A 16,154-nucleotide genomic window follows, 5' to 3' on the forward strand; every position below is an offset into this window, starting at 1 on the left:
CAAAGATACGAAAAAAATACGCTGAATTTTGCATATTCCGGCCGAATAATCTACATTTGAATGCACCTTTATATTTTTCGTCATGAAACGCATATTGCTCTTTTTGGCGGTCGTGTTGTTCCAGAGCTGCGACTACGCTATTTTCTATGAATACAAAGTGACGAATGATACGGATCAGGTCTTGGACATGGTGCTTTCCGGCAACAGCCCGGATGATCGTAGAGCCATTCATATTCAGCCTCATTCCTCGATGCGGGTTTACATTGATTGTGCGTCGCATGGTGGCAAATTCGATATTCCCGGCGATCTCATTCGAGAAGACTCTCTGCTGCCGAGTTGCCGTGTATATGAATTTTCGGCCGCCGGCAGGCCGATCCCGGAACATTTCCGGCAGAGGCGGTATTGGAACTTCGAAGCCTCGATACGGTTGGGGGTATATACCTTGACTGTCGTTCCGGCGATGATGGATGGTGCAGGGGCTGAAGATACGGACTTGTAACGAACCCATCTCTGTTTTTTAGGAGCACATCTGTTGTTTTTTCTATTTCGGCCTGTCATAAAGTCGGGCTGAAGTACGGATTGTCGTATCGGAAATGACAATTTGTGACAAAAGATGACAATGTGTCGTAAATTCCGGGTTGGCAGGGGTTTTGATGAAATTAAAAATGAAAAATTCAGAATTAAAAATTTAGAAGACAAAATACCATGAACATTAACACATTAACCATCAAGGCGCAGGAGGCGCTGCAAGCGGCGCTCGACCTTGCGCGGGAGCGGGGACAGCAGGCTGTCGAACCGCTCCATCTGCTGAGTGTCCTCGTCCGTGAGGACGATTCGCTGGCGGCGTTCCTGTTGGGGCGCGTCGGTGTGAACGTGCGTTCGCTGCGCGACGAGACGGAGCGTGCCGTGGGTGCGCTGCCGCGGGTCGAGGGCGGCGGCGAGCAGTTCTTCGCCCAGGAGACTTCGAAAGCGATCCAGCGCGCCGTGGACTTCACGAAGAATTTCGGTGACAAGTACGCTTCGGTCGAACACCTGCTGCTGGCGCTCGTGGCCGAGCGCGGCGCGGCCGCCGACATCCTCAAACGCAACGGCGCCACGGAAAAGGAGCTGATCGAGGCCGTCCGGACCTTCCGCAAGGGGGCGACGGTCGATTCGCAGACCGCCGAACAGCAGTTCGACGCGCTGGGCAAGTACGCCATCAACCTGAACGAGCAGGCGCGTTCGGGCAAGCTCGACCCGGTGATCGGCCGTGACGAGGAGATTCGCCGCGTGCTGCAAATCCTTTCGCGGCGCACGAAGAACAACCCGATCCTCGTCGGCGAAGCCGGTGTCGGCAAGACCGCCATCGCCGAGGGCATCGCCCGCCGGATCATCGACGGCGACGTTCCCGAGAACCTGAAATCGAAGTCGATCTACTCGCTCGACATGGGAGCCCTGATCGCGGGCGCCAAGTATCAGGGCGAGTTCGAAGAGCGTCTGAAAGCCGTCGTGCAGGAGGTCACCGCCAGCGAGGGCGAGATTCTGCTCTTCATCGACGAGATTCACACGCTGGTCGGCGCCGGCAAGTCGTCGGGGGCGATGGATGCCGCGAACATCCTCAAACCGGCCCTCGCCCGGGGCGAACTGCGGACCATCGGCGCCACGACGCTCGACGAGTTTCAGAAATATTTCGAGCAGGACAAGGCCCTCGAACGGCGTTTCCAGAAAGTGATGGTCGATGAACCTACGCAGGAGGACGCCATTTCGATCCTCCGCGGTCTGAAGGAGCGTTACGAGAACCACCATCAGGTGCGGATCAAGGACGAGGCCATCGTGGCCGCCGTCGAACTCTCGACGCGCTACATCACGTCGCGGTTCCTGCCCGACAAGGCCATCGACCTGGTGGACGAGGCCGCCTCGCGGCTGCGTCTGGAGATGAACTCCGTGCCCGAGGAGATCGACACCCTCGACCGGAAAGTCCGCCAGCTGGAGATCGAGCGCGAGGCCATCCGCCGCGAGAAGGACAAGGAGCGCGTGGAGCACCTCACCAAGGAGATCGAGGAGCTGAAGGCCAAAGAGGCCGGGATGCGCGCCAAGTGGCAGGGCCAGCGCGACCTGCTGAAGAAGATCCAGGCCAACAAGGACCGGATCGAGTCGCTGAAGATCGAGGCCCAGCAGGCCGAGCGTCAGGGCGACTACGGCAAGGTGGCCGAAATCCGCTACGGCAAGATTCAGGAGGCCGAAAAGGAGATCGCCGCTTTTCAGGAGGAGTACAAGCTCGCTTCGGCCAACGGCTCGATGATCAAGGAGGAGGTCGATGCGCAGGATGTCGCCGAAGTGGTGTCGCGCTGGACGGGGATTCCCGTGACGCGGATGCTGGCCTCGGAGCGCGAAAAGCTGCTGCACATGGAGGACGAGCTTCACAAGCGCGTCATCGGGCAGGAGCAGGCCATCGCGGCCATCTCCGACGCCGTGCGCCGTTCGCGCGCCGGGCTGAACGATCCCCGCAAGCCGATCGGTTCGTTCATCTTCCTCGGCACCACGGGTGTCGGCAAGACCGAGCTGGCGAAGGCCCTCGCGGAGTTCCTCTTCAACGACGACCAGATGATGACGCGGATCGACATGAGCGAATACCAGGAGCGGCACGCCGTGTCGCGGCTCGTCGGAGCGCCTCCGGGATACGTCGGATACGACGAGGGCGGCCAGCTGACCGAGGCCGTGCGCCGCAAGCCCTATTCGGTGGTGCTGCTGGACGAGATCGAAAAGGCGCATCCGGATGTCTTCAACATCCTGCTGCAAGTCCTCGACGACGGCCGTCTGACCGACAACAAGGGCCGCACGGTGGATTTCCGCAATACGATCATCATCATGACCTCCAACATGGGGTCGCAGGTGATTCAGGAGAACTTCTCGGGGAACTTCGGCGGCGAAAAGGTCCCTGCGGAGGTCGTCGAACGGACCCGCCGCGAGGTGATCGACCTGCTGAAACAGCAGCTCAAGCCGGAGTTCCTGAACCGTATCGACGAGATCGTGATGTTCGAGCCGCTGACGCACAAGGACATCGAACGCATCGTCGATATACAGCTGGGCATCGTCAGCAAGATGCTCGCCGAGAACGGCATCCGGCTGGAGTACACCGACCGGGCGCGCGAATGGATCGCCGCCGCGGGTTACGATCCGCTGTACGGAGCGCGGCCCGTGAAGCGCACCATCCAGCGTTACGTGGTCAACGACCTCTCGAAGCGGATTCTCGCCGGGGATGTCGATCGCTCGAAGCCGATTTCGATCGACGCAGGCAAGGACGGGCTTACGTTCTCGAACTGACGCCGCCCGGCAGAGTGAAAAAGGGTTCCGAATCATCGGAACCCTTTTTCGTTTACCGGACGTATCTGCTGAAAAACTTCCACAGCTCTTCGCCCGTGTCTACGCCCGTCTCTTTCCAGGAGTGCTTTCCGCCGACGGTTTCGTAGAGCCAGACCTCGTTTCCGTCCGTGCCCTCCGTGTAGCGGTGGGCGATGACCTGCAAGCCGCCGGGGCGGGAGGGCAGGGTGTCGATCCGCTCTGCGAGGCATTTGTTCTTGGCGGCCCAGTAGCCGACCGCGGTCGGGACGGAGACATAGGCGCCCCAGCCCCCTTCGTTGCCGAGGTCGCCTTCCCAGCGGGTCGTCCGGTCTTCGGTGCCGTGGATTTCGAACAGCGGAATCGGATGCGGATTGCGGTCCGAACGGAGGATTTCGACGGACATGAACCCGGCGACCGGTCCGAGGGCCGCATAGGTCTCCGGACAGCGCGAGGCCAGCAGGTAACACATGTCCCCGCCGTTCGACATACCCGTGCAGAAGACGTTGCGGCGGCTCAAACCATGTTTTTTCTGAAGGTGCCGGATCAGTTCGGAGAGGAACCGCACGTCGTCGACGGCCATATCGGCCTGAAAGGGGTAACCCACGTTCCAGCATGTCTTGCCGCGGCCGTCGCGTTCGCCCTGCGGGTAGCAGACGGCGAAACCGTGGCGGTCGGCAACGCGGTTCATGTCGAACCGTTCCGGGTCGCCCTGTCCTCCGTAGCCGTGGAGGACAATGACCAGCGGCGCGCCGTCGGGCAGCCCTTCGGGCAGGTGGAGGCGGTAGGTGCGGTCAATGCCGCCCGAACGCAGCGTGTGGCCGGGCGTCTGCGCGAGGCAGGTTCCCGCTGCGAAAAGCAGCAGGCCGGAAAGGGTGTGCAGGAGGTATTTCATCATTTTGAGTATTAAAGTCCTTTGCGGGCGAGGCGCCAGGCCAGCGCGTTGTAAAGCCGGATCACGGGACCGCGCCAGCCGGCGGGCAGGGCGTTCAGGGCGCGGACCTTGCGCAGCGTGCGGCGGTAGGTCCGCGTCCAGGCGAAGAACCGGGCGGCGCGGGCGGCCTCCTTCGTGCCGCCTTTGGCGCTGATGATAAGCGCTTTTCCCAGTGCGGCGCGGGCCACGAACTCCCGGTCCTCCTCGGGGACCAGCGGGTCGTACAGTTCCTCGAACGAATGGACGGTCTTCTCGGGTGTGTAGCTTGCCGCCGAGCGGTTCGAAGCCACCCGCGAGTAGCGGACCAGCCGTTCGGGCGAGAAGCAGACTTCGTAGCGGCGGGCGATCCTGATCCACATGTAGAGGTCTTCGGCGATCTTCATGCCCTCGGGAAACAGCCCCACGGTGTCGAACACGCGCCGCGGGATGCAGCTGGCCGACGGGATGGCGATGTAGCGGTGGGCCGATTCGCGGAAGAAATTCGCCACGACGCCCCGCTCGGAGGGTGTCGGGGCCGGATAGGTCCCATCGTGGCTTATTATTGAAAACGCCGTGCAGTAGAGTCCGCAGCCGGGGAACTCGCGGATCATGGCGGCGATTTCGGCGAGAAACCCCGGCTCCCAGGCGTCGTCGGCGTCCAGCAGGGCGATGTATTCGCCTGTCGACTCTGCGATGCCGCGGTTGCGTGCGGCGCAGACCCCGGCGTTGGGCTGCCGGACGAGCCTTACGAGCGGCGAGCCGATCGCACGCACGACCTCCGCGCCGCCGTCGGTCGAACCGTCGTCCACGACGATGATCTCCTGCGGGGGGCGGGTCTGCGCCAGGACCGAACGTACGGCCGCGCCGATTTCCAGCTGCTTGTTGTAGAGGGGTATGACGACCGAAATGGTGGGTTCTGACATCTGTTCTGCCGGGTTTTGTTGCGAAGATATTGATCTTTTGCTACTTTTGCAAATAAAACCGTACCATGACCGTATTCGAAAAAACCGACCGATTCCTGCGCAACCTCTATGAGACGGCGTTTTACTTTGCGGTGATGGCCGTGAAGGAGAATTTCCGCAACTACGTGGGCCGCGCCGGCACGGTCGGCGCGCCGAAGCCGTCGATGCTGATCCTCGGCAATGGCCCTTCGCTGGCCGAAGACCTGCCGCGGCTGATCGAACGACGGGAGCACGAGACGAAGGATGTGATGGCGGTGAACTTTTTTGCGTTGGACGAGCGTTTCGAAACGGTGCGTCCCGCCTATTACGTGCTTTCCGACCCGATGTTCTTCCGCGACAGCGCCTGCCGCGACCGGGTGGCGGAGCTCTACCGCGTGCTCGACGAAAAGGTGACGTGGCCGATGAATCTCTACGTGCAGTACTACAATCCCGAACGGTTCGACTACCGCGCCGCGCTGCCCAACCCCAATATCCGCATCGTGCGCTTTCATACGCAGCTCTACCGCGGGTTCCGCGGCGTGGAGTTTTGGCTGTTCCGCCGCGGCCTCGGGAGCGCCAACTTCGGGACCGTGGTGCAGGTGTGCGAATACGTCGCCCTGCTCCTGGGGTATAAGACGCTGGAATTGTACGGGGTGGATCACACGCTGCTGGACGGCCTGTGCGTGGATGAGGAGAACCGCCTCTGCCGCGCCGACGGGCACTATTACGACGCTGCCCCGGCCACTCCGAAGCCGATTTTCCAGAAGGTTCCGCACCGTCCCTACACCATGTCGGTCTATCTGGCGGAGGTCGCCGAACTCTTCCGCGGCCACGAGGTGCTGCGCGACTACGCCGCCTCGCTCGGAGCGCGGATCATAAACCGCACGCGCGGTTCGATGATCGACGCCTACGAACGGGGAGCGGAATAGCTTCTATGGTTGCAGGTTGCGGCTGGCCGCGATGATCTCGGCCATCGTGAAGTCCTCGGGGTAGTCGATGTCCAGCCCCTCGATATGGTCTACGACGGCCATGTAGGGCCGGTCCCCGATGCGCCGCCCGCGGCCGCACCACAACTCCCGCGAAAAGATGAAGAAAGCGCTGGTCTCGACGTAGACCGGCTCGATGGTCTGTGTGCGGGGGATGTCGTCGAGGCTGTAATTGAGCGGTTTGCTCCCGAACCACGCGAAAGTCTGGATCTTTTCGGCGCTGAACGCCGAGTCGTATTCGCCCGAACGGACCTTTGCGAGTGCCCCGGCGACGGTCGCGGCGCGGATGAAGGGCGACGTGGCGTGGGCGAGGATGTAGAGGTCCGCATCGACCGACGCCGTGAAACTGTCGTAAATCTCCCTGCCGAGCGTGGTGTCCCGGTCGAGCGACGGGTCGCGGCGCAGGAACCGCACCCCTTCGGGCAGCAGCGGGCGGATGCTTTCGTCGCTGCAAAAGACATAGACTTCGTCGATGCCCTCCACCGTGGTCAGGGTTTTCAGGATATGGCACATCAGCGGCGAACCGCTCAGCGAACGAAGGTTCTTGCCTGCGACGCGCTGGCTGTTGAGCCGGATGGGAACGAATGCGACGGTTTTCATAGAGTCTGATAATTTGTAAAGGGGTTCGTAGCGACACTTTGCCGCTTGCGGCATTCAACTCCCCGCCCCGGGCGGGGATTCAGGGGTGGGGCGGATTTGCAAACACGGCGGAACGCCGTGGGAACGGCATTCGGAACTGCGATACATTCCTGATATTTCAACCGGTATTTCATTGTACCAGCAGGTTGCAGCCGCGGATGTCGGAGTGGTCGATGCGGCCCTCGACCAGAAACGATCCGTCCGCCTCGACGCGCCCCACGTCCTGGGTCTGGATGAAGGCGCAGGACCACCGGTTGGCGAGGTCGGCGATGTTCAGCCCGCCGCGCGAGCCGGGCGGCAGCAGGTCGAACGGGTCGTTGACATCGCGGACCGTGACGCGCATCCACGCCGGGCAGCGGAACCGGTTGCCGCCCTGCGAATAGGCTTGCGAGGTGAGTTCGGCCATGCCGTACTCCGAGTGGATTTCGCGCACCCCGAAGGCGTCGCAGAGTATTCTGTGGAACTCCTCTTTCGGAATCTCCTCGCGGTAGCCCTTCATGCCGCCGGTCTCCATCACCACCGTGTCGCGGAGCTTCGGGGCATGGCGTTCCGCGAGGTCCCACAGCGCATAGCTCACGCCCAGCAGGATTTTCGGTTTCGGGTCCGCCTCCATCGCGGCCAGCAGGGCTTCATAGTCGTCGAGGTAGAAGCCGCCCGAGCCGCAGTCGGCGATCAGCCGGTCGGCCATGTAGACCAGCGACGAGCCCTTGCGCCGCAGGTAGTTGGGTAGCAGGGCGTAGAGGCTCCAATGCGCGGGGTCGCCGTAAAAGGTGCGGAACGAGGCGCGGAACGCCTGTTCGTAAAGCGCCAGCGACTGCATCGGGTGGCGCGAGGGTGTCATGCCCGTGGTCGCCGACGAGGTGAAGACCGCCTCGGGGGGCGTCTCGCCGCAGTAGATGTCGTGCGTCTTGAACAGTTCGATGGGCAGGTGCGGAATCTCCTCCGGCGTGCGCACCTCTTCGGGGCGGATGCCCGCGAGTGCGAGATACTCCCGGTAGGGGGCGCATGCGACGGCCTGACGGCGGAATGTCTCCAGGGCCGTCCGGGCGAAAGCCGCGTCGTCCGCGATGCCGAATATGTCGTTTGGGGCGATCATTTTCACAAAGATACGAATAAGCGAGGGCAAAAGCAAGTTTACTTGCTTTTTGCCGAGCGAGAGTATCTTCGGCATAGCCAAAGTACGAATAAGCCGAGAGAAAAAAGCAAGCTCGCTTGCATTTTTTCCGAGGCGGAGTATCTGAAAGACTCTGCGATGGAAAAAGAACGAACGGTTTCAAACCCGGATTGCGGGCGGCCCGGCAAAAGGTCCCGACACCCTGAAAGCGCCGTTACGGCGCCGCAGCCGAAGATCGGGAAAAGAACGGACGGTGCCGAACCCGGATTGCCCGCGGCCTTGTAAACGATAAGGTAAATCGGCTGTCGGGGATGTTCCGGAAGCCGGGATCGCCGTTTCATAAAAACGAAAACAACAACTTGCGACCCGGATGAATCCGTTTCGCCGTCGTTGTTTTCGCGTATATGCCTGCGGGCCCTCTTCCTGCCCTGGCGTCACTTTTTCGTTTTCGGCGCGAGCATCATGTTCATCTTCTTGCCGTCGAGTCGGGGCATCGCCTCCACTTTGGCGAATTCTTCGAGGTCGGTGGCGAAGCGGAGCAGCAGGATTTCGCCCTGCTCCTTGAAGACGATCGAACGGCCGCGGAAGAAGACGTAAGCCTTGACCTTGGCCCCTTCCTTGAGGAAGTTCTGCGCGTGTTTGAGCTTGAAATTGTAGTCGTGGTCGTCGGTCTGGGGGCCGAAGCGGATCTCCTTCACGACGACTTTCGTCTGGTTGGCCTTCAATTCCTTGGCCTTCTTCTTCTGTTGGTAAAGGAATTTCTGGTAATCGGCGATGCGGCATACGGGCGGCTCGGCCTTGGGCGAGATCTCGATCAGGTCGAGTTCCATCTCGTCCGCCAGGCGCAGTGCGTCGCGGATCGGCATCACCTGCGGCTGGGGGACGTTGTCGCCCACCACGCGCACCTCGGGAGCCGTGATCTGCTCGTTGATGCGGTGGGGGTTCTCCTTCTCGGGCGGTCTGCGTCCGAATCGGGGATTGCCTGCTGCCGGTTTCGGTCTGTTATTCCCGGGGGTAAACGGCCTCGGCGGGAATGGTTTCGGTGCTGCGATAGTTGTACGTATTAGTTAAGTGAATAATAGTGTTGTCTTATTTCTTTTCCAGTTTGTTGGCCTCGACCTCCTCCTTGACCAGTCCGGCGATCAGGTCGCGGAACGCCTCCATCGGCATCTGGCCCTTGTCGCCCTCGCCCTGTGCGCGGACCGACACGAGACCTTCGGCCTCCTCCTTCTCGCCGACGATCAGCAGGTAGGGGATGCGTTTGAGCTCGTTGTCGCGGATCTTGCGGCCGATCTTCTCGTTGCGGTCGTCGATCTCGGCGCGGATGTCGCTGCCGTTGAGGAACTCGGCGACTTTCTGGGCGTAGTCGTTGAACTTCTCCGAGATGGGAAGCACCACGACTTGCTGGGGCGAGAGCCACAGCGGGAATTTGCCGCCCGTGTGCTCCAGCAGCACGGCCACGAAACGCTCCATCGAGCCGAACGGCGCGCGGTGGATCATGATCGGGCGGTGGAGCCGGTCGTCGGCGCCCTTGTACGTGAGGTCGAAACGCTCCGGCAAGTTGTAGTCCACCTGGATCGTGCCCAGTTGCCACTTGCGGCCGATGGCGTCCTTGACCATGAAGTCGAGCTTCGGACCGTAGAACGCGGCTTCGCCCAGCTCGACCACCGTGGTGAGACCCTTCTCCTTGGCGGCCTGCATGATGGCCGACTCGGCCTTCTCCCAGTTCTCGTCGGAACCGATGTATTTCTCCTTGTTGTTCGGGTCGCGCAGCGAAATCTGTGCCGTGTAGTTGTCGAACTTCAGCGTCTTGAAGATATAGAGCACGATGTCGATCACGCGTTCGAACTCTTCGAGAAGCTGATCCGGCCGTACGAACAAGTGCGCGTCGTCCTGCGTGAATCCGCGCACGCGCGTCAGTCCGTGGAGCTCGCCCGACTGCTCGTAGCGGTAGACCGTGCCGAACTCGGCCAGACGCACAGGCAGTTCCTTGTACGAACGGGGCTTCGAACGGTAGATCTCGCAGTGGTGCGGGCAGTTCATCGGTTTGAGCAGGTACTCCTCGCCCTCGATCGGGGTGTGGATCGGCTGGAACGAATCCTTGCCGTACTTGGCGTAGTGGCCCGAGGTGACGTAGAGTTCCTTGTTGCCGATATGCGGGGTGATCACCTGCTGGTAACCGTATTCTTTCTGCACGTTGCGCAAAAACTGCTCCAGACGGTCGCGCAGGGCGGCGCCTTTGGGCAGCCACAGCGGCAGGCCCTGGCCCACGCGCTGCGAGAAGGTGAACAGTTCGAGGTCCTTGCCCAGCTTGCGGTGGTCGCGCTTCTTGGCCTCCTCCATCATCGCCAGATACTCGTCGAGCATCGACTTCTTGGGGAACGAGATGCCGTAGATGCGGGTCAGCATCTTGTTCTTCTCGTTGCCGCGCCAGTAGGCTCCGGCCACGGAGGTGAGTTTCAGGGCCTTGATATATCCCGTGTTGGGAATGTGCGGTCCGCGGCAGAGGTCCGTGAACGCGCCGTTGGTATAGAACGAGATGGTGCCGTCTTCGAGGTCGGAGATCAGTTCGACCTTGTACTGGTCGCCCTTTTCGGTGAAAGCCGCCAGCGCTTCGGCCTTGGGAACCTCGCGGCGGATCAGCGCCTCCTTGTTGCGGGCCAGCTCCGCCATCTTGTTCTCGATGGCCGGGAGATCGGACTCGGTGATGGGCACCGGGGAATCCACGTCGTAGTAGAACCCGTTTTCGATGGCCGGGCCGATGCCGAACTTGATGCCCGGGTAGAGCGCTTCGAGGGCCTCGGCCAGCAGGTGCGACGAGGTGTGCCAGAAGGCGTGCTTGCCCTCTTCGTCGTCCCATTTGTAGAATTTGACCGAAGCGTCGGCCTCGATCGGGCGCGTCATGTCCACCGTCGCGCCGTTTACCGAGGCCGCGAGCGAGTCGGCAGCTAAACGAGGGCTGATGCTCTCTGCGATCTGGTAAGCAGTAGTCCCTTCGGCGTATTCTTTGACGGAGCCGTCGGGAAAAGTGATTTTGATCATTTGTTTGTATGAATTAAGTTTTCGGGTCCTTCGGCGCTTCCACAATTACGAGACGGAATACGCCTCCGGGTTGCCCGGTGTTTTCGTTCAGTTTTCCTTTTCGGTCTGCGGCAGATCCTTGACCGAAACGTCGCGGCCGCCTCTTTCGCGTTCGGCGCGCTGCAACGGGTTCGCCGTCCATGCGGCCCATGCGCGGCGGTGCTCCACGATGTCGATGGCCGCGTAGATCGCGTTGCGCATCGACTGCGGGTCGGCCTTGTCCTTTCCGGCGATGTCGAACGCCGTGCCGTGGTCGGGCGAGGTCCGCACGGCCGAAAGCCCCGCCGTGAAGTTCACCCCGTCGGGCGAGAGCGTCTTGAACGGCGCGAGCCCCTGATCGTGGTACATGGCCAGAATGCCGTCGTATTTGGCGTATCCGCCGCCGGCGAAGAGCCCGTCGGCCGCAAAGGGCCCGAAGGCCAGCACGCCTTCGCCGAACGCCTCGACGATGGCCGGTTTGATGATCTCCTGCTCCTCGCGGCCCAGCAGTCCGCCGTCGCCGGCGTGGGGGTTGAGGGCCATCACGGCGATGCGCGGCTCGACGATGCCGAAGTCCTCGACGAGCGAGCGGCGCAGCGTGTGCAGCTCTTTGACGATGCGTTCTTTGGTGATGCTGCGGGCGATCTCCGAAACGGGGATGTGTTTGGTGACCAGCCCCACGCGCAGCACGTCGCTGCACATGATCATCATCGCTTCGCCGCCGAGTTCGGCGGCCAGATATTCGGTGTGCCCCGTGTAGCGGAAGTCGTCGGCCTGCACGGTCTCCTTGTCGAAGGGGGCCGTGACGATGGCGTCGAGATGCCCCTCCTTCAGGTCGCGCATGGCGGTCGACAGCGCCTCCACGGCAGCGCGGCCCGCATCGGCGGACGCTTTGCCCGGCACGATCTCGGCTCCCTCGCCGCAGGCCGCGAGATTGACCTTTCCGCGGCGCGCCTCGGCGGCCGAAGCCACGGGGTTGAAGGAGACGGGTTCGATCTCCGCGATGGTATTTCGGTAATAGGCGGCGGCTTTGGGCGAACCGTAGACGACGGGGGTGAAGAGCTCCGTCATGCGCGGGTCGGCGAGCGCCTTGAGGATGACCTCCCAGCCGATGCCGTTCGTGTCGCCCTGCGTGATGCCTATTCTGAGTTTGTGTTCCGGCATAATCAATTTTGTTTCAACTTACAAAGTTATAAAATATTCAGAATACGCAATGCTCCGAAGCCGATTAAAATGATTTTTCAGGCCGCTTTGCGCCCGCATGTGCTATTTTTCGGCGCCTTTGCGGCGGGAGGCGGGGGATTCCGGGATTTCCGGACCGGGGCGTCCGGAGTTCGCGCGGGTGCCGGGACGCGGGATGATCCGGGCCTACCGTTTTGCCTCGGAGTGCGTCCGTCGCCGGAACTCCGAGCAGACGATCCCTGTCGCCATAGCGACGTTCAGCGATTCCGAACCCCGGCGGCCGGCCGGCCAGGGCGGGATGAAAAGTTTCCGGGTGACGGTGCGCGCCACCGCTTCCGTGACGCCGCGGCCCTCGTTGCCCATCACCACGATCCCCTCCGGCGTGAGCTCCGTGCCATAGATGTTCTCCCCTTCCAGAAAAGTCCCGTATACGGGAATCTCCTGCGCGGCGGCCGCGGCGAGACACGCGGCGAGCGCCGTGTAGTGGACCCTCACGCGGATGACGGCACCCATCGTGGCCTGCACGACCTTGGGGTTGAAGCAGTCGGCCGAACCCGGGGAGCAGACGATGTCCGTGATGCCGAACCAGTCGGCCAGCCGGATGATCGTCCCCAGGTTGCCGGGGTTCTGCACGTCGTCCAGCGCCAGCGTCAGCCGCCCTTTCAGCGACCCCGTGTCCAGTCCGTAACGCGGTATCTCGACCAGCGCCAGCGAGTTGCCGGCGGTCTTCAGCAGCGAGAGACGCTCCATGTCGCGCGGGGCCACGGTCTCGACCTCTGGGCCTTCGAAAATCCCTTCCAACGCGAAAATCTTGCGTACCCGCAGGTGCGAGGCGCGCAGTTCGCCGATGAGTTTCTCCCCTTCGGCGACGAACAGTCCGTGTTCGGTGCGGCCGCGTTTGTCGGCCAGCGCGCGGACGAGTTGTATTTCGGCTTTGGTCATCGTTCCTTTTCGATGCTGTAAGTGGTTCCTTCGGTGGCGGGGTAGCTCTCGGGGAAGAGCGCGCGGGCCTCTTCGACCAGCTGCGATTCGTCCTTGTAACGCGACGAATAGTGGCCGATCACGAGCCGCCGTGCGCCCGCTTTCAGGGCCGCTTTCGCGGCGTCCGCGGTGGTCGAATGCCCCCGGTCTTTGGCCGACCGCTGCTCCGCGGCGGCGTAGGTCGCCTCGTGGTACATCAGATCGACCCCCTTGCAGAGCCCCGCGGCCTTGGCCGAGTAGTTCGTGTCCGAAAGGTAGGCATACGAACGCGGCGCATAGGGACGGTAGGTCAGGCAGGCGTTGGGGATCGTCTCGCCGGAGTCCAGCACGACATCCTCGCCCCGCTTGGCGGCGGTGATCTGCGCGATCGAGAGACCGTATTTGGCGATCTTGAACTTCTCGACGTTCAGCGGCGGCTCCTTCTCCCGGAAGAGGAACCCGGCGCACGGCACGCGGTGGCGCAGCGGGATGCTCCACACCTCCAGCGTGCGGTTCTCCATCAGCAATGCGTGTTTGGTGGTGTCTACCTCGGTCCACGCCACGTCGTAGGGCAGTTCGCTGTCGAAATAGCGGAGGTGGCAGGCCAGAATCTCTCCGAACGGCGCCGGGGCGAAGACCCGCAGCGGGGTCCTGCGGCCGTAAAGCGCCAGCGTCGAGATGAGCGGGAACAATCCGAAAACATGGTCGCCGTGGAGGTGCGAGATGAACACGGCGCGGATTTTCAGCGGATTGATGCCGTAGCGGACCAGCTGCTGCTGCACGCCCTCGCCCGCATCCACGAGATAATATTGTTCGTGGACGTTGACCGCCTGGGCCGACGGATGCCGGTTCGCGGTGGGTTTGGCCGAGGAGGAGCCTAATATGGTGACGCTGAAGCTCACTTCAGCAGGAACCGTTCGCAGTCGAGCGCCGCGATGCACCCCGACGCTGCTGCCGTGATGGCCTGACGGTAGTGGGGATCGCGGACATCGCCGGCGGCGAAAACCCCCTCGACGCTGGCTTTCGACGTGCCCGGCTCGACCTTGACATACCCTTCGGCGTCGAGCGCCAGTTGTTCGCTGAAAAGCTCCGTATTGGGGTGGTGGCCGATGGCCAGGAAGAATCCCGAGATGTCGATCTTCCTCTCCGTGCCGTCGTTCCTGCGCAGCAGGGCTCCCGTGACGCCCGATTCGTCGCCCAGCACCTCGGCGGTGTTGTGCTCGAACAGCACCTCGATGTTGGGGGTGTCGAACACCCGCTGCTGCATCGCCTTCGAGGCGCGCAGGTGGGGTTTGCGGACGATCATGTAGACCTTGCGGCAGAGCGATGCCAGATACGACGCCTCCTCGCAGGCCGTGTCGCCGCCGCCGACCACCGCCACGTCCTTCTTGCGGTAGAAGAACCCGTCGCAGGTGGCGCAGGCGCTGACGCCCTGGCCGCGGAACTTGGTTTCGGAAGGGAGTCCGAGGTATTTGGCCGAGGCTCCCGTGGCGATGATGAGCGTCTCGGCCTTGATCTCCCTGGTGCCGTCCACGACGACGTGGAACGGGCGTGACGCGAGGTCCACGCGCGTGATGGTTCCCGTGCGGATGTCTGCGCCGAAACGCTCGGCCTGCCTGCGCATCCGGTCCATCAGGTCGGGGCCCGTGACGCCGTCGGGATACCCCGGGAAATTCTCGACATCGGTCGTCGTCGTGAGCTGCCCGCCCGGCTCGATGCCTTCGTAAAGCACCGGGGCGAGGTTGGCGCGCGAGGTATAGATGGCGGCGGTGTACCCTGCGGGGCCGCTGCCGATGATCAGTACTTTTACTGCTTCTTCCATGATCGTTGTTATTTTTTGTAAGTTTTTTATGCTGTTGGTTGTCCTTGTCGCGGCCTGTGGCCGCGTTTGCAAATTGGACCCACCCAGGCTAAGAGCCGAGTTTTAGGGTGATGTCCGGTTTTTGCGGCCCGAAAGCAATTCTCCGCTGCCACCTTTTCTGAAGCGGCTTCTTAAGCCGCCCTTGGCGGGGGCTTGTCGCATTGCGACCGGAATGTCAGCCGGAATATGCCTGGGATGCGGACGTTGCGTTTTCTTCACGATTCGTACCGAATTCCGTCAGTTGCTGTCCCAGGTAGTCGAATTCCGCCCAGCGGCCGTTCCGGCGCACCCGGGCGATGCTTTCGGCCGGGATGTAGTCCACGATTTCGTATTCGGGCGGGATGACGTAGTTTCCGTTCCGGTCGATGAGCCCCATGCCGCCGGGCGTCTCGACCTCGGCGCGCCCTTCGCGGAAGTCGCCCGCCCAGACGAAGTGCGACGCGATGACGGGGTTGTTGTCCGTGTCCACGAATCCGAATCCCTCGTCGTCCTCGACGCAGACGAGCCCTTCGAACACGTGGCTGGTCCAGCGGTGCCCGGTCAGGCGGCGCAGCGGAGCGTAGTCGGCCTCGATGTCCGAAACCTGCATCGGGCCGCCCGCTTCGCGCACCCGTCGCCGCAGGGCCTCGAACGCTTCGGCGTCGCCGTCGGAGGTGCCGAAACGGGCGTCGTGGTAGCGCAGGGGGATGAACCGGCCGCCGCTCCAGCGCAGGTTGTCCGGCCGGAGGTTGTTGTGCGAGAAGCCCAGTTCGCGCAGGGCGGATTGGAGTGCGTCGAGCCCTGCGAGCAGCCGCTCGGCGGGTTCCGTCAGCAGCGCTTCGGCGAAACTGCGGCCTGCGGGCAGGTGCTGGAGCACCAGATCGCAGGTTTGCGGATGCTCCTCGGCGTCCACCCAAAGGAGCTCGCCCCGGAGGATGCGGTATTCGGCCAGCCACTCCGTGTTGAGGCGTCCCGCCTGCGATGCGGTCCGTTCGACGGCGGCCAGCGCCGCGGGGGACAACGGCAGCGAGAGCAGCCATTGCCGGCCGCGCCAGACGATTTCGGCTTCGGCGAAGCGTGTCGTGCGCATCAGCTGCGGAATGCCGCCCGCTTCCGTCGCGGGACGGGCGTCGGCGAGCGTCGTGAACGAGATGTCGGGCGTTTGGAGCGCCTGTATGAAGGTGTGCAGGGTCGGTGTCAT

14 protein-coding genes are annotated in these 16,154 nt (G+C 62.5%); 3 read left to right on the plus strand and 11 right to left on the minus strand.

The window, feature by feature from the left end; genetic code table 11:
* Positions 1-82: 82 nt before the first annotated feature.
* Positions 83-499: a hypothetical protein gene (locus tag NQ519_RS08630; protein ID WP_019151556.1), complete on the plus strand. Its 417-nt coding sequence runs from the start codon at positions 83-85 to the stop codon at positions 497-499.
* Between the two features lie 206 nt (positions 500-705).
* On the plus strand, positions 706-3,303 hold the full coding sequence (gene clpB, locus NQ519_RS08635; RefSeq protein ID WP_019151555.1) for an ATP-dependent chaperone ClpB: 2,598 nt from the start codon (positions 706-708) through the stop codon (positions 3,301-3,303).
* Between the two features lie 52 nt (positions 3,304-3,355).
* Here the strand turns inward: clpB and NQ519_RS08640 are convergent, their stop codons facing one another.
* Together NQ519_RS08640 and NQ519_RS08645 are read right to left on the minus strand one after the other, a co-directional pair.
* Positions 3,356-4,213, minus strand: a complete 858-nt coding sequence (locus NQ519_RS08640) for a CE1 family esterase (protein ID WP_026076695.1) — start codon at positions 4,211-4,213, stop codon at positions 3,356-3,358.
* A gap of 11 nt (positions 4,214-4,224) precedes the next feature.
* Positions 4,225-5,154, minus strand: a complete 930-nt coding sequence (locus tag NQ519_RS08645; RefSeq protein WP_019151553.1) for a glycosyltransferase family 2 protein — start codon at positions 5,152-5,154, stop codon at positions 4,225-4,227.
* 65 nt (positions 5,155-5,219) lie between these two features.
* Between NQ519_RS08645 and NQ519_RS08650 the strand changes: the two genes are divergently transcribed.
* Entirely contained in the window at positions 5,220-6,101 is an 882-nt protein-coding gene (locus NQ519_RS08650) for a hypothetical protein (RefSeq protein WP_019151552.1), read from the plus strand.
* A 3-nt stretch (positions 6,102-6,104) separates the two neighbouring features.
* On the opposite strand, the gene NQ519_RS08655 is transcribed toward NQ519_RS08650, so the two are convergent.
* From NQ519_RS08655 to NQ519_RS08695, 9 genes are all read right to left on the minus strand, one after another.
* On the minus strand, positions 6,105-6,758 hold the full coding sequence (locus tag NQ519_RS08655) for an acylneuraminate cytidylyltransferase family protein (protein WP_019151551.1): 654 nt from the start codon (positions 6,756-6,758) through the stop codon (positions 6,105-6,107).
* A gap of 169 nt (positions 6,759-6,927) precedes the next feature.
* Positions 6,928-7,893, minus strand: coding sequence for an acyl-CoA synthetase family protein (locus NQ519_RS08660; RefSeq protein ID WP_019151550.1), 966 nt, complete (start codon positions 7,891-7,893; stop codon positions 6,928-6,930).
* Positions 7,894-8,345: 452 nt separating this feature from the next.
* Positions 8,346-8,963, minus strand: coding sequence for a translation initiation factor IF-3 (infC, locus tag NQ519_RS08665; RefSeq protein WP_083871121.1), 618 nt, complete (start codon positions 8,961-8,963; stop codon positions 8,346-8,348).
* Between the two features lie 37 nt (positions 8,964-9,000).
* Positions 9,001-10,953, minus strand: a complete 1,953-nt coding sequence (thrS, locus tag NQ519_RS08670) for a threonine--tRNA ligase (protein WP_019151548.1) — start codon at positions 10,951-10,953, stop codon at positions 9,001-9,003.
* Positions 10,954-11,040: 87 nt separating this feature from the next.
* Positions 11,041-12,135: a 4-hydroxythreonine-4-phosphate dehydrogenase PdxA gene (gene pdxA / locus NQ519_RS08675; protein WP_019151547.1), complete on the minus strand. Its 1,095-nt coding sequence runs from the start codon at positions 12,133-12,135 to the stop codon at positions 11,041-11,043.
* A 204-nt stretch (positions 12,136-12,339) separates the two neighbouring features.
* On the minus strand, positions 12,340-13,095 hold the full coding sequence (locus tag NQ519_RS08680) for an RNA methyltransferase (protein ID WP_019151546.1): 756 nt from the start codon (positions 13,093-13,095) through the stop codon (positions 12,340-12,342).
* Entirely contained in the window at positions 13,092-14,015 is a 924-nt protein-coding gene (locus NQ519_RS08685; protein ID WP_019151545.1) for a ribonuclease Z, read from the minus strand. The genes NQ519_RS08680 and NQ519_RS08685 overlap by 4 nt, the downstream gene beginning before the upstream one ends.
* Positions 14,012-14,935, minus strand: a complete 924-nt coding sequence (gene trxB / locus NQ519_RS08690; protein ID WP_019151544.1) for a thioredoxin-disulfide reductase — start codon at positions 14,933-14,935, stop codon at positions 14,012-14,014. Before trxB ends, NQ519_RS08685 begins: the two co-directional genes overlap by 4 nt.
* Positions 14,936-15,149: 214 nt before the next feature.
* A complete protein-coding gene (locus NQ519_RS08695; RefSeq protein WP_044118770.1) occupies positions 15,150-16,154 on the minus strand; it encodes a WG repeat-containing protein in 1,005 nt (334 codons plus the stop codon).

Source organism: Alistipes senegalensis JC50 (genome assembly GCF_025145645.1).
GTDB lineage: Bacteria > Bacteroidota > Bacteroidia > Bacteroidales > Rikenellaceae > Alistipes > Alistipes senegalensis.